The 13,287-nt window shown below is 75.2% G+C and carries 9 protein-coding genes, 2 tRNA genes and 1 other RNA gene; 7 read left to right on the plus strand and 5 right to left on the minus strand.

Translation table 11 applies throughout. The features are described from left to right. Positions 1-23: 23 nt before the first annotated feature. Genes IMZ35_RS10505 through IMZ35_RS10520 form a run of 4 tightly spaced genes read right to left on the minus strand, consistent with a single transcriptional unit; the run spans position 24 to position 6,003 of the window. The gene (locus IMZ35_RS10505) at positions 24-1,862 is read right to left on the minus strand and encodes a fibronectin type III domain-containing protein (protein ID WP_199440783.1); all 1,839 of its coding nucleotides are present in this window, start codon (positions 1,860-1,862) and stop codon (positions 24-26) included. A gap of 56 nt (positions 1,863-1,918) precedes the next feature. Then, on the minus strand, positions 1,919-3,733 hold the full coding sequence (locus tag IMZ35_RS10510; protein WP_199440784.1) for a hypothetical protein: 1,815 nt from the start codon (positions 3,731-3,733) through the stop codon (positions 1,919-1,921). 11 nt (positions 3,734-3,744) lie between these two features. After that, entirely contained in the window at positions 3,745-4,716 is a 972-nt protein-coding gene (locus tag IMZ35_RS10515; protein WP_199440785.1) for a prephenate dehydrogenase, read from the minus strand. A gap of 60 nt (positions 4,717-4,776) precedes the next feature. Next, entirely contained in the window at positions 4,777-6,003 is a 1,227-nt protein-coding gene (locus IMZ35_RS10520; RefSeq protein WP_199440786.1) for a M20 metallopeptidase family protein, read from the minus strand. 88 nt (positions 6,004-6,091) lie between these two features. On the opposite strand from IMZ35_RS10520, the gene IMZ35_RS10525 reads away from it, so the two are divergent. The 5 genes from IMZ35_RS10525 to IMZ35_RS10545 all read left to right on the plus strand — a co-directional run bounded on the left by IMZ35_RS10525 (position 6,092) and on the right by IMZ35_RS10545 (position 10,770). Then, positions 6,092-6,580: a tRNA adenosine deaminase-associated protein gene (locus IMZ35_RS10525; protein WP_199440787.1), complete on the plus strand. Its 489-nt coding sequence runs from the start codon at positions 6,092-6,094 to the stop codon at positions 6,578-6,580. Next, positions 6,577-7,038 (plus strand): nucleoside deaminase, encoded by a 462-nt coding sequence (locus IMZ35_RS10530; protein ID WP_307867906.1) that lies wholly within the window; start codon positions 6,577-6,579, stop codon positions 7,036-7,038. The genes IMZ35_RS10525 and IMZ35_RS10530 overlap by 4 nt, the downstream gene beginning before the upstream one ends. 47 nt (positions 7,039-7,085) lie before the next feature. Further along, a tRNA-Ser gene (locus IMZ35_RS10535) sits at positions 7,086-7,170 on the plus strand. A 170-nt stretch (positions 7,171-7,340) separates the two neighbouring features. Then, positions 7,341-8,042 carry a hypothetical protein gene (locus tag IMZ35_RS10540; RefSeq protein WP_199440789.1) on the plus strand — a complete coding sequence of 234 codons (702 nt, stop codon included), beginning with the start codon at positions 7,341-7,343 and terminating at the stop codon, positions 8,040-8,042. 259 nt (positions 8,043-8,301) lie between these two features. Next, positions 8,302-10,770 carry a DUF8508 domain-containing protein gene (locus tag IMZ35_RS10545; RefSeq protein ID WP_199440790.1) on the plus strand — a complete coding sequence of 823 codons (2,469 nt, stop codon included), beginning with the start codon at positions 8,302-8,304 and terminating at the stop codon, positions 10,768-10,770. A 102-nt stretch (positions 10,771-10,872) separates the two neighbouring features. On the opposite strand, the gene IMZ35_RS10550 is transcribed toward IMZ35_RS10545, so the two are convergent. Then, positions 10,873-10,957 (minus strand) — tRNA-Ser (locus IMZ35_RS10550). Positions 10,958-11,063: 106 nt separating this feature from the next. On the opposite strand from IMZ35_RS10550, the gene ffs reads away from it, so the two are divergent. Further along, positions 11,064-11,158, plus strand: an RNA gene (ffs, locus tag IMZ35_RS10555) — signal recognition particle sRNA small type. Between the two features lie 31 nt (positions 11,159-11,189). After that, a complete protein-coding gene (locus IMZ35_RS10560; protein WP_199440791.1) occupies positions 11,190-13,235 on the plus strand; it encodes a DNA polymerase III subunit gamma and tau in 2,046 nt (681 codons plus the stop codon). Positions 13,236-13,287: the final 52 nt, after the last annotated feature.

The following is a 13,287-nucleotide window of genomic DNA, read 5'->3' on the forward strand; positions in this document are numbered from 1 at the left end:
ATCTAACCGCGAGGTCCCCGGTCTCACGCCCTGAGCTGGAACGGCACGAACACGGTGCGCGACAGGGCCGCCGGATCGGTGCTGTGGGCGCGTATCTCGATCGAGTGCGGTCCGGCGGACAGCTGCGACGTGGTCAGCGCGAACCGCCAGCGGCCACCGGCGGCCGGCCCGTCGAGGTCGGTGGGAACGGCGGCGACGCGCTCCTCGTCGATCAGCACCTCGAAGCCCGCGAGCCCGGCCAGCGGCGTCGTCTCGCGCAGCCCGTCGGCGCTGACGTCCAGCACGAGCCGCCCGCGGGTCAGGCCGGAGCCGGGGGGCGGTTCCCCGCCCGAGGCGTCCAGCAGGACGCCCACGGGCTCTCCCAGCGCGGCCCGGCTGCCGTTCAGCGGCTCCAGCGACCGCGCGGGCGGTGGCGGCGCGTCGTGGCCCGGCGCGGGCGTCAGCTCCAGGTCGGCCGCGGTGACCCGCACGCGCGCCGAGGACACCACGGTCGCCTGGAACACCCCGTCGTCGCCGAGCACGACCAGCGTCTCGCCGGACAGGTCGGCGACGTAGGAGTACTCCACGTCCGGCTCCCGCGCGCCGCCCTCGACGGCCGGGCGCAGCGGCACGGCCACACCCCCGACGACGAGGTGCGCGTCCGGGTCCACCGACCCGGCAGAGACGAGGTTGAGCCGGAGCTGCCCCGACTCGGCTCCCGGAACCGGGCGCAGCCCGGCGGTGGACACCTGACCGCCGACGTCGACGGTCGTCCGCGGCGGCTCGACCAGCGGTGGCGTCCGCGTCCGTCCGCCGCTGAACGCGACCAGGTCGACGCCCACCCGCGCCACACCGCCGGCGAGGCCGGCCACGCCGATCAGCGCCGTCGCCTCCCGCCACGCCGGCACGGCGGGGGAGACGGCCACGAGCACGCCGTCGCGCAGCGCCCGCAGCCCGTCGGCGCGCAGCACCAGCTCCCAGCGGGAGCTCAGACCCGTGCGCGGCGGCGGCACCGGCGCCACCTCCCCGGCGACCGGGTGCGCGCGCGGCACGTCCGCGCCGACCAGCAGGTCCGCGGTCGTGGTGCCCCGGACGTCGGTGGCGACCCGCAGCCGCACCGCGCCCGGCGGCAGCGCGTCGCCCTGGAGGCTCACCGGACCGGGCACGAGGTCCAGCAGCAGCTCGCCGGGAACGCTCGCCGCGTCGGTCTCCACGACGAAGCGTCCCAGCTCGGGACCGTCGCCGAGGACGAGAGGAGTGCGCGAGCGCAGGGCCACCGAGGTGCTCGCGCAACTGCTGCTGACGACCAGCCGCCGCACGTCGTCCCCGTCGCCGGGGGTCGCGCGGGCGCAGTCGGAGCGCTTCGCCAGCCGCCACCGCGCCGGGTCCGGCACGGTGGGCCCGTCGAAGCGGTCGACCAGGGAGAAGCGGTCGTCGCCGGACGTGTCGAGCCGGGGGGTGCCCCGCGCCTCGACGGGGTCGGAGCGCTGCCCGAAGGCGTCCACGGCGCGCACCTGCACCCGGTGCTCCACGTCGTCGTCGAGCCCGTCGAGCTGCGCGGAGGGCCGCACCACCAGTTCGGTGCGGGTCAGCTCGTCGCGTCCCCAGCGCACCTCGTAACCGGGCGCGTCGCCCGTCCAGCTCAGCTGCAACCGGTGCGCGCCGGGCACCACGGCGACGTCCTCGGGCGGGGCGGGGCGCTCACCCGCGGTGGGCACCAGCACACCGTCGGCGGCGAAGGCCCGCAGCGTCGTCGTGGCGGGCCTGCGCGTCGGGCCGGACGCCGGATCGCCCAGGCCCTCGGTCCGCAGCACCGCCACGACGCCGCCGAACAGCACCAGCGCGACCACTCCGATCGCGACCCGGCGTCGCCCCAGCTCCATCCACGAGACGCTAGGCGTCTGCGTGACCAGAATCACGGCTCGTTGTGGACCTGATATCAGACGATCACGAAGGTCCGCTCCGAGGAGGTCGTCGCCAGCGCGGGGTCCTCCGGCACGACCTCGACCCGCACCCGGTGCCCACCGCTGCTCAGCGCCGCGGTCGGCAGCCACACCTCGTACCGGCCGGCCACCGCCGGGCCGTCGCGCGTCGTGGGCAGCGCGAGCACCGGTTCGCCGTCCAGCGAGATCCGGACGCCCGCCAGCGGGACCGGCGCGAGCCCGGTCAGCCCGACCTCGGCCACGACGCGCACCTCCCCGCCCGCGGGGAACTCGGCGGGCGCACCGCGGCCGTCCCGGTCGAACAGGACGACGAGCGGACGGGGCGTCTCCTCCCGCGCGGCGCTCTCGGCGAGTCGCGGCAGCGGTTCGCGCGGCGCGTCCGGCCTCCCGGTGAGCACGACGCCGGACGTCGTCACGGCCAGCGCGGAGAGGTCGTCGGCCAGCAGGGCGGCGCGCGCGCTCGGAGGCGGGTCCACGTCGTCGAGGGGGAAGTCCGCGTGCGCCAACCGGACCACCCCGTTCACGTCCGACACCACGGCGGGCGCGGTGCGTCCGGCGAACTCCAGCCGCAGCGGCTGGTCGCTCCTGCTCAGCACGGTCGCCGCGACGCGTGCGGTCAGCGCCGTCCGGAGCCGCTGGCCGCCGACCTCGCCGAGCACCAGCGCGCCGTCCCGCTGCTCGGTCACGTCGAAGCGCACCTCCGACACCGGGTCCGGCTGCTGCCGCCCGCCCCGCACGGCGAGCGTGTCCAGCAGCGTGCCCGCCCCGCCGGAGAACGCCAGCCGCGGCCGGGCGACCCGCCACGGCACCGCGACGGGTGCGCTGGCCACCACCCGCCCGTCGCGCAACCCCACGACGGAGTCCGCCAGCACCCGCAGCTCCCAGCGGTGCCGCACCCCGTCGACCGGCGTGAGGGCGCCCTCGGGGACCGGTGGTCGCGCGGTCGTCGTCGGAAGGCGGCCGAAGCCGATCCGCGCGTCGTCGCTGCGGATCGTCAGCGCGACCGCTCCCGGTGGCAGTGCCGCGTCCGACGGCCCCGGCTGCCCCGTCGTGCCCCGCGCGGCGATGCCCGGTGCGCGCAGCTCCTCGTAGGGCTCTGGCAGCAGCGCCAGCGTGACCGACCCGCCCGGTCCCACCGGACCGTCGGTGGTGAGCACCGCGCGGGCGATCGCCCCGTGCTCGTCCGGCACGCCGACCCGCAGCGGCACGGTCGACTGCATCTCCGCGTACTCGCAGCCGATCTCCACCCGGCGGCGCCCGTCGACCTCCCGCAGACCGAAGCAGCTCTGGTCCACGAGCAGCCGCCAGCGGCGCGGATCGAGCGACTCGGGGCCCTCGAAGCGGTCGACCGGCTCGTCCAGCCCGTCCGCCCAGCGCTCGTCGTCGAGGGCGTCCGGGCTCCGCCCCACCAGCAGCGGCTGCGACCGCAGGCCCGTCGCGCCCACCGCGCGCACCTCGACCCCGAGGACGCGCACCGGATCGAGCCCGCCGATCTCGACCGCCGTCGTCGTCGTGTAGCGGACCGAGTCGTCCCAGCGCACCTCGTAGGCGGGGGCGTCGCCCGACCAGTCGACCCGCAGGCTCTCCCGGTCGAGCGCGTCGACCCCCACCAGTTCCGGCTGCCGCGGCGGCTCCTCCGCGCCGTGCCGCACGCCCTCGGCGGTGAACTCCTCGATCCGCACCGGGCCGGACGCGGGACGGTCGGGCAGCTCCGTCTCCCGGCGCAGCACCGCGACCGCGCCACCGAGCACCACCACGCCCACGACGAGCACGGCGGTCCGGCCGCGCCGCGTCACGACGTCTCGCGTCACGACGTCTCGCGTCACGAGGTCTCGGCGAGCGCGGACGTACCCCGCACGGCGGTGATCCGGCCGCCCCGCGCGCCGAGGGCCAGCAGCGCCTCCAGCGCGCCGGGCGACGTCAGGTCGACGCTGATCCCGGTCCGCTTCACGACGCGCTGCGCGTCGAGCGTGCGCCGCCCGGCGTGCCCGGCCTGGATCGTCTTGGCGAGCCCGCCGGTCGAGGCCAGCGACCCGCGCGCGGCTCCCAGCCTGCCCAGCGCGTCGTCCACGGCGTCCAGCAGCGCCGTCCGGTTCCCCTCGCACATCGCCCGCACCAGCTCGGGATCGCTGCCCGCGACGCGCGTGCCGTCGGTGAACGACCCCGCCGCCAGCGCCATCGCCAGCGGCCCGCCGTCCGCGCCCACCGCCGCGAGCACCGCCGCCAGCACGTGCGGCAGGTGCGAGACCCGCGCCACCGCGGAGTCGTGCTCGGCCGCGGTCGCGGGCACGACGTGCGCGCCGCAGTCCAGCGCCAGGGTGATCACGTCGAGGAGCACCTCGGGCTCCGGGTGGTCCTCGTCGGCGATCACGACCCACGCCGCGTCGCGGAACAGCGCCTCGTCCGACGCCGCCCAGCCGGACCGCGAGGTGCCCGCCATCGGGTGCCCGCCGACGTAGCGGGCCCCCGGCAGCCGGTACCGCACGGCGTCGTCGACCTGCTCCTTCACGCTGACCACGTCGGTCAGCCGGCACGTCGGCGCGACGGCCGCCACCCGCCGCAGCACCTCGTCGACGGCGGGCAGCGGCACCGCGACCACCACGAGCGCGTCGCGCTCCGCCGCTCTGGCCAGTGCGACGTCGACCGTCTCCTCGACGTCGAAGCCGTCGGCCGCTGCCGCCGCCGCGTCCGCGGGCGACGCCGTGGCGCCCCACGCGGTGCGCCCAGCGGCGCTCGCGGCACGCAGCACGGAGCCGCCGATCAGTCCCAGTCCGAGCACGCACACGTCACGCACCCGCCCATCCTGCACCGATCGGGCAGCTCAGTCGATCACCACGGCCCGAGCCGGGGCGGATCAGCGCAGGGCGTCCAGCGCGAACGCGCTGTACAGGGCGACGCCGTGCTCCATCGCGGCCTCGTCGAACAGCACGCGGTTCGAGTGGTTCGGCGCGGCGTCGGCCAGGTCGACGCCGCGCGGGCACGCGCCGAGGAACGCGAGCGCCCCCGGCACCCGCTGGAGCACGTAGGAGAAGTCCTCCGCGCCCATCAGCGGATCGCCCATCGGCTCGGCCCAGCGCGGCCCCAGCGCCGACGCGGCCAGGTCCAGGACGTGCTGACCGACCTCCGCGTCGTTCACCGTCACCGGGTAGCCGGGCACGATCGACACCTCCGCCGCGCAGCCGTGCGCCGCGGCGACGTGCTCGCAGACCTGCCGCAGCTCCCGGTGCACGAACGTCCTGGTCTCCTCCGCCAGCGTGCGGATCGTCCCGTCCAGCCGCGCCGTCTCCGGGATGACGTTGTTGGTCGTGCCGGCCTCGATGCGCCCCACCGTCACCACCGCGGGCCGGTGCACGCTGACCCGGCGGGCCACCATCGTCTGGAGCGCGCCGACCATCGCGGCCGCCGCCGGAACGGGGTCCACGGCGTCGTGCGGCATCCCGCCGTGACCGCCCCTGCCGGTGACGTCCACCCGGAACGTGTCGGCCGACGCCATGATCGTGCCGGGCCGCGACCGCACCGCGCCGGACGTCGCCGTCGAGGTGATGTGCAGGGCGAACGCCCGCTCCACCGGCGTGCCCGCCGCCTCCAGCACGCCCTCCTCGATCATGTGCCGCGCGCCGTGGAAGCCCTCCTCGCCCGGCTGGAACATGAACACGACGCTGCCCGCGAGGACGTCGCGCCGCGTGCTCAGCAGGCGCGCGGCCGACGCGAGCATCGCCACGTGGGTGTCGTGCCCGCAGGCGTGCATCACGCCCGGCACCTCCGAGGCGTGCTCGAGCCCGGTCGCCTCGGTCAGCGGCAGCGCGTCCATGTCGCCGCGCAGCAGCACGGCCGGGCCGGGCCGCCCGCCCCGCAGCACCGCCACGACGGAGTCCGTCGTCGTGCCCGTGGTGATCTCCAGGGGCAGCCCCTCCAGCGCGCGCAGGACGGCGGCCTGCGTCTCCGGCAGGCGCAGCCCCTCCTCCGGGTGGCGGTGGACCCGCCTGCGCAGAGCCACGGTCCTGGGCTGCAGGGCCCGCGCCGCCTCGGGCAGACCCGTGAAACGGGGCTCGGACTGGACGTGTCGCACCGGTGAACTCATGCGCCGATGGTGGCACCGGATCGGCGCCACCGCCCGAGCCGGTGGCCCTCCGCTACCGGGGTGGACCCCGGACCCCTACGGTGTGTGCATGGCAGAGCAGGAGCCGGTCAGCGGCTTCGCTGTCGCGGTCGTCCGGGAGGACGGCCGCTGGCGGTGCGGGAAGATGGACAGCTCCGCGCTGTCCGAGTTGGACGCGGCGATCACTGAGCTGCGCGGGATGCGGTCCACGGGGGCGGTCTTCGGGCTGCTGGCCGTGGACGACGAGTTCTTCGTCATCTGCAGGCCCGTCCCCGGCGGTGTGTCGCTGCTGCTGTCCGACGCGGCGGCTGCGCTCGACTACGACATCGCCGCCGACGTCCTCGACCTCCTGCGGGTGGAACCGCCGGACGAGGAGGACGAGGAGCTGTGGCCGGAGGGCGACCTCGGGGTCCTGACGGACCTCGGGATGCCCGAGCACGAGATGCAGATCGTCGTGGACGAGGTCGACCTCTACCCCGACGAGCAGCTCCAGATGATCGCCCAGCGGTGCGGGTTCGGCGACGAGTTCACCAAGCTCCTGGACACGATCCAGGCGTGAGCCGGGACGAGGACCTGGTCCGAGCGGCCCTCCGCGCGGCCGGACGCGCTCCCGAGACCGGCGACGTGCCGATCGGCGCCGTCGTCTTCGACCCCGACGGCCACGAGCTGGCCGGTGCCTGCAACGCCCGCGAGGCCACCGGCGACCCCACGGCGCACGCCGAGGTCCTGGCGATCAGGGCCGCCGCGGCCCGCTTCGGCGACGGCTGGCGGCTGGAGGGCTGCACGCTGGCCGTGACGGTCGAGCCGTGCACGATGTGCGCAGGCGCGCTGGTGCTCGCCAGGGTGTCCCGAGTGGTCTTCGGCGCGTGGGAGCCGCGCACCGGGGCCGTGGGCTCGCTGTGGGACGTGGTGCGCGACCGCCGCCTGAACCACCGCCCCGAGGTGGTCGGCGGCGTGCTGGCCGACGAGTGCGCGGCCGTGGTGGAGGAGTTCTTCGACGGTCACCGCTTTCGCTGAGACCCCCCGGTGCGGGGCCCCGGAGGGGGTCTTGTATTGTTCTCGGCGGTGGCGTGTCCGAGCGGCCGAAGGAGCACGCCTCGAAAGCGTGTGAAGTGAAAGCTTCCGTGGGTTCAAATCCCACCGCCACCGCAGATCAGAGCCCCGGTGACCAGAGATGGTCACCGGGGCTCTGTCGCGTGGTCGCACTTCTGGTGGCAGTTGCCCGCACGCGCCCGGTGGCCGGACACGCGATCACCGGCGTGCGGGCCGTGCTAGCTTCGGCGCCGGTCCAAGCCGGTGGTGGGTGACGGGAGGCCGCAGTGGAGTGGTTCACCGCGATCAGCGGACTCCTGGTCGACCTGGCCTGGCCGATCGTGGCCCTCACCGCGATCGTGCTGTTCCGCAGGCCCCTGGGCGAGGTGATCGGCCGCGTCAGGTCGGTGGAGGTCCCCGGCGGCGCGATCACCTTCGGCGACGAGCTGGAGCAGGTGGAGCGGCAGTTGCAGGACGCGTCCGAGCGGCTGGCGGAGCTCCCGTTCGGCCGGGGGCACGAACAGCCGTGGGACCTCCAGCCCGATCCGCCGTCGCAGGCGGGGACGCACGGGTCGGTGCCGCCGCCCACGTTCGGCGAGCCGGGGTACGGCGGGGAACCGGCCGACCGGTCGCCGCCCGCCGCCCGCGGCACCGGCGGTGATCGGAGCGCTGTCGACCCGGACCCGGTCGGGACGGTCGTGCGGTCGTGGTCCGCCGTGGAGGAGAAGGTGGTGGACCTCTACGGCGCCGTCACCGGCGACCCGTCCCGGCAGTTCTACGGCGACGTCGTGCTGATGCGGCTGGCCGGTGTGCTGCCGGTCGAGCTGGCCGGGGCGATCCGGTCGTTGCGCCGGTCGCGCGATCTGGCCGTGCGGGGGAGCGGTGAGGTCTCCGCCGGTGAAGCCGTCGCCTACGCGAGCAGCGCCGACACCGCGATCGAGATGCTGGAGGCCGTCGCGAGGACTTCTGGACGCTCCGGGAGGCCGTGACCGGTCCCGCACGCCGAAGGGGCCCCCGCTCGTCAGCGGGGGCCCCTTCGGCGTCTGAGCGATCCGTCGGCGTCCGGTGCCTGGGAGGGGTCTCACCGTCCGCCGTCGTGAACCTAACCCTACCCCATCGTCGAACACCTGTTCGACCGCGGTGGACATCTCCCGGCTGCTCCGTACGGGTCAACCGTTGAACGCGCGGTCTTCCTGAATTCACCCGACGCGGGGAGGATCACCCGATCTGCTGACATCGGAGGACGCGTTGAGATCACTGCCCAGACTCGGCCTGGCGGCCACCGCCGCCACCGCCGTGACACTCGCGCTGACCGTGCCGAGTTCGGCCGCCCCGAGCCAGGACGCGCTGATCGCCGAGGTCTACGGCGGAGGCGGCAACTCGGGGGCGACCCTGACCAGCGACTTCGTGGAGCTGGCCAACCGCGGTGCGGCTCCCGTGAGCGTGAGCGGCTGGAGCGTGCAGTACCTCTCCGCGTCGCCCGGCCCGACGAGCAGGTGGCAGGTCACGCCGCTCACCGGCTCCGTCGCGCCCGGCGGGCGCTTCCTCGTCGGCGAGGCCACGGGCACCGGCGGCACGGTCGCCCTGCCGACGCCCGACGCCACCGGCACGATCGCCATGTCGGGCACCAGCGGCACGATCGCCCTGGTGGCCGGCGCCGAGGCGCTCACCTGCCTCACCGCCGCTGACTGCGCGGCCGACCCGCGCGTGCGCGACCTCGTCGGCTACGGCAGCGCCGTCGTGCGCGAGGGCGGGAACGCGCCCGCCGCGTCCAGCGCCAGCGCCGTCGCCCGCGGCAGCGCGCTCACCGACACCGACGACAACGCCACCGACTTCACCGCCGGTGCGCCCACGCCGACCAACGCGGCCGGGGACACCGCCGGCGGTCCCGGCCCGGACCCGGACCCGGAGCCCGATCCGGACCCGCAGCCGGGCGACAAGCGCGTCCGCGACGTCCAGGGGACGGGCCGGGTGTCGCCGCTGCTCGGCCAGCTGGTCACCGGGGTGCCGGGCACCGTCACCGCCGTGCGCAACAGCGGTGACGAGGGGTTCTGGATCCAGGACACCGCGGCGGACGGCGACCCGCGCACCAGCGAGGGCGTGTTCGTCTACACCAACGCGCCGGTCACCGGCGTCGCCCCCGGCGACGCGGTGCTGGTCACCGGCACCGTCGCCGAGTACCGGCCCGGCGGCGCGACCAGCGGCAACCAGACGCTGACCGAGCTGACCGCCGCGAGGTGGACCGTGTCGTCCAGGGGCAACCCGCTGCCCGCCGCCGAGGTGCTCGACCGCACCACCGTGCCCGACTCCTACGCGCCCGACGCGAACGGCGGCAGCGTCGAGGGGCTCCCGCTCGACCCCGCCGCGCACGCCCTGGACTTCTACGAGTCCCGCGAGGGCATGCTGCTGCGGGTGGACGACGCGCGCGTGGTCGGCGCGAGCAACTCCTTCGGCGAGACCTGGATCACCGTCCGGCCCGAGCAGAACCCCAGCAGCAGGGGCGGCACCGTCTACACCGGCTACGACCAGCCGAACAGCGGCCGACTGAAGATCAACACCACGGGTGCTCCGCTGCCGGTGTCGAACGTGGGCGACGTCCTGCGCGGCACCACCACCGGCGCGCTGGAGTACACGAACTTCGGCGGCTACACGCTGTCGGTGATCACGCCCGGCGAGCACGTCTCCGGCGGCATCCAGCCCGAGACCACCAGGGCGGCGAGGCAGAGCGAGCTGTCCGTCGCCACCTACAACGTGGAGAACCTGGCCGCCACCAACGACCGGGCGAAGTTCGACCGGCTCGGCGCGGCCGTCGTGCGCAACCTGAGCAGCCCGGACGTGGTGGTGCTGGAGGAGATCCAGGACGACAACGGCGCGGTCGACGACGGCACGGTCGCCGCCGGTGGCACGCTCGCGAAGTTCGTGGACGCGATCGTCGCGGCGGGCGGGCCGCGCTACTCGGCGCGCCAGATCGACCCGCAGAACAAGACCGACGGCGGTGAGCCGGGCGGCAACATCCGGGTGGCGTTCCTGTTCAACCCGGCGCGGGTGTCCTTCGTGGACCGCCCCGGCGGCGACGCGACCACGCCCGTGTCGGTCGTCGAGCAGCGCGGTCGTGCCGCGCTGTCCGTCTCACCGGGACGGATCGACCCCGCCAACCCGGCGTGGGCCAACAGCCGCAAGCCGCTCGCCGGTGAGTTCGTCTTCCGCGGGCGCACGGTGTTCGTGGTGGGCAACCACTTCAACTCCAAGGGCGGCGACCAGCCGATGCACGGCGTCGTCCAGCCGCCGGTGCGCAGCTCCGAGGTGCAGCGGCAGCAGCAGGCGGCGACGCTGCGCGCGTTCGTGGACTCCGTGCAGAAGATCGACCGGGGCGCGAACGTCGTGCTCGCCGGTGACGTCAACGACTACCAGTTCTCGCCCGCGGTGCGGACGCTGACGGCGGGTGGCGCGGTGGTCGACCTGATCGACACCCTGCCCGAGAACGAGCGGTACGGCTACGTCTTCGAGGGCAACTCGCAGGTGCTGGACCACATCTTCCTGAGCCGCAACGTCACGCGGTTCGACTACGACGTGGTGCACGTCAACGCCGAGTTCGCCGACCAGGCCAGCGATCACGACCCCCAGGTGCTGCGGATGCGTCCGAGCACGGGCAACGCCCACCTGGACGAGCTGGTCTTCTGCCTGGAGGACCTGACCGACCGCCTGCCCCGCCCCTGACCGGACCGCACGGGGGTCACCGCGGTGACCCCCGTGCGCGGCGACACGGCCCCGGAACGCGGCAGAGGCCCCGGCACACGCGGTGCCGGGGCCTCTGATCTGCGGAGGATACGGGATTTGAACCCGTGAGGGGGTTAACCCAACACGATTTCCAGTCGTGCGCACTAGGCCACTATGCGAATCCTCCGTCGCCGAGACTACCGGAGGGGGTGGCGCTGCTCCAAAACGGGTGGCCGCCCGTCTGTCCCGCCCGCCCCCCGCGCCGGGAGTCCGCACGGACTCGCTACACTGGACTCGGACCTCGTGCGGCACACATCTCGCGAACCTCCCCAGGGCCGGAAGGCAGCAAGGATAAGCGGGCTCTGGTGGGTGCACGGGGTCCCCTTTCGTCGTCGGGGCCTGCCGGTACTGTCTCCCGCGTGGCGCTGGCCCTCTACCGCAAGTACCGACCGGCCTCCTTCTCCGAGGTGGTCGGGCAGGAGCACGTCACCGAGCCGTTGCGCACGGCGCTGGCGTCGGGGCGGGTGAACCACGCCTACCTGTTCTCCGGGCCGCGCGGCTGCGGCAAGACGTCCAGCGCGCGCATCATGGCGCGCTCGCTGAACTGCGTGCAGGGCCCCACGCCGGACCCGTGCGGCGAGTGCAACTCGTGCGTCGGTCTCGCGCCCAACGGCCCCGGCAGCGTCGACGTCGTCGAGCTGGACGCGGCGAGCCACGGTGGTGTGGACGACGCCCGCGAGCTGCGCGACAAGGCGTTCTTCGCCCCGGCCGAGTCCCGCTACCGGGTGTTCATCATCGACGAGGCCCACATGGTCACGACGCAGGGCTTCAACGCCCTGCTCAAGATCGTGGAGGAGCCGCCGGAGCACCTGATCTTCGTCTTCGCGACGACGGAGCCGGAGAAGGTCCTGCCGACGATCCGCTCGCGCACGCACCACTACCCCTTCCGGCTGATCCCGCCCGGCGCGATGCGCTCCCTGCTGGAGCGGAACTGCGCGGCCGAGGGCGTGCAGGTCGCCGCGCCGGTGTTCCCGCTGGTCATCCGGGCCGGTGGCGGCTCGGCCCGCGACACCCAGTCCGTCATGGACCAGCTGCTGTCGGGCGCCGGGCCCGAGGGAGTGACCTACGACCGCGCCGTGTCGCTGCTCGGCGTCACGGACGTGGCGCTGATCGACGACGTGGTCAACGGCCTCGCGACGGGTGACGGGGCCGCGGTCTTCGGCACGGTCGACCGTCTCGTGGAGGCCGGTCACGACCCGCGCCGCTTCGCCTCCGACCTGCTCGACCGGCTGCGCGACCTCGTGCTGATCAGGGCCGTGCCGGACGCCGCCGAACGCGGGCTGGTGTCCGCGCCGGAGGACGAGGTGGCGACGATGGTGGCGCAGGCCGAGCAGATCGGCCCCGCGACGCTGTCCCGCTACGCCGAGATCGTCCACCAGGGCCTCACCGACATGCGGGGGGCCACGGCCGCCCGCCTGGTGCTGGAGCTGGTCTGCGCCCGCATGATGCTGCCGGCGGCCGACGAGTCGGAGGCAGCGCTGCTCCAGCGCGTCGAGCGGCTGGAGCGCCGGACGACGTCGGCCCAGATGGCTCCCGGCGACGTCGCCGCCGAGTCGCGGCCCGCGTTCCAGCGACCCTCCCGGCGCGGCCCGGAGCCCGAGCCGGTCGCGCCCGTGCGGGAGGCTCCCGCGCAGGTCCCGGAACCCGCGCGGCCCGCGCCCGTCGCACCGCCGCCGGTCGCCGCGCCAGCACCGGTCGTGCCAGCGCCCGTCGCGGCCGCACCCGCGGTGTCTGCCGTGCCCGCGGTGTCTGCCGTGCCCGCGGTGCCCGCCGCGCCCGTGTCCGCCGCACCCGTCGCCGAGCCCGTCGCCGACGCGGCGACCGGGGCCCTCGACGCGGCCGGTCTGCGCCGCAGGTGGTCGGAGCTGCTGGGCGCGGTGCGCGCCAGCAGCCGCAGCACCGAGGCGATGCTGACCAACGCCACCGTCACCGCGGTCGACGGCACCACCGTCACGATCGGTCACACCTCGGCCCCGCTGGCCCGCCGGCTCGCCGAGCCGCGCAACGCCGAGGCCATCTCCAAGGCGCTGACGGCGGTGTTCGGCGGCACCTGGCAGGTCCTGTGCGTGCACGCCGAGCCGGGGTCGGCCGGAGCGCGGCCCGCGGCACCGGTGAAGCAGCGCGCCGCCGCCCCCACCAGGCCCAGCCAGGCCGGGCGGGCGGCGCAGGAGCCGCAGTCGTCGTCGCAGCGCCCGCGCTCGGCGGCCGACGACGTGCCCCCGCCGCCGGAGCCGCCCGAGCCCGACGACCCCCTCCCGCCGGAGCCGGTGGACGAGGAGGAGATGCTCGCCGAGGCCGCGCGCCCGACCGAACCGGGCGACGAGGGGGAGAAGCACGACCCCGAGGCCGTGATGCTGAAGCTGCTCGCCGACGAACTGGGCGCCAGGCCGATCAAGTCGAAGTGACGGCCGTCGCGCCCCGGTGCCGCGCGGGACGACCGCGTGCCCGGCGCGACTA

This window comes from Umezawaea beigongshangensis (genome assembly GCF_016464305.1).
Lineage (GTDB): Bacteria > Actinomycetota > Actinomycetes > Mycobacteriales > Pseudonocardiaceae > Umezawaea_A > Umezawaea_A beigongshangensis.

Coding starts and splice junctions, on each gene's coding strand:
- IMZ35_RS10525 (WP_199440787.1), top strand. CDS start 6,092: ATGGCAGAGCAGGAGCCGGTCAGCGGCTTCGCTGTCGCGGTCGTCCGG.
- IMZ35_RS10505 (WP_199440783.1), bottom strand. CDS start 1,862: ATGGAGCTGGGGCGACGCCGGGTCGCGATCGGAGTGGTCGCGCTGGTG.
- IMZ35_RS10520 (WP_199440786.1), bottom strand. CDS start 6,003: ATGAGTTCACCGGTGCGACACGTCCAGTCCGAGCCCCGTTTCACGGGT.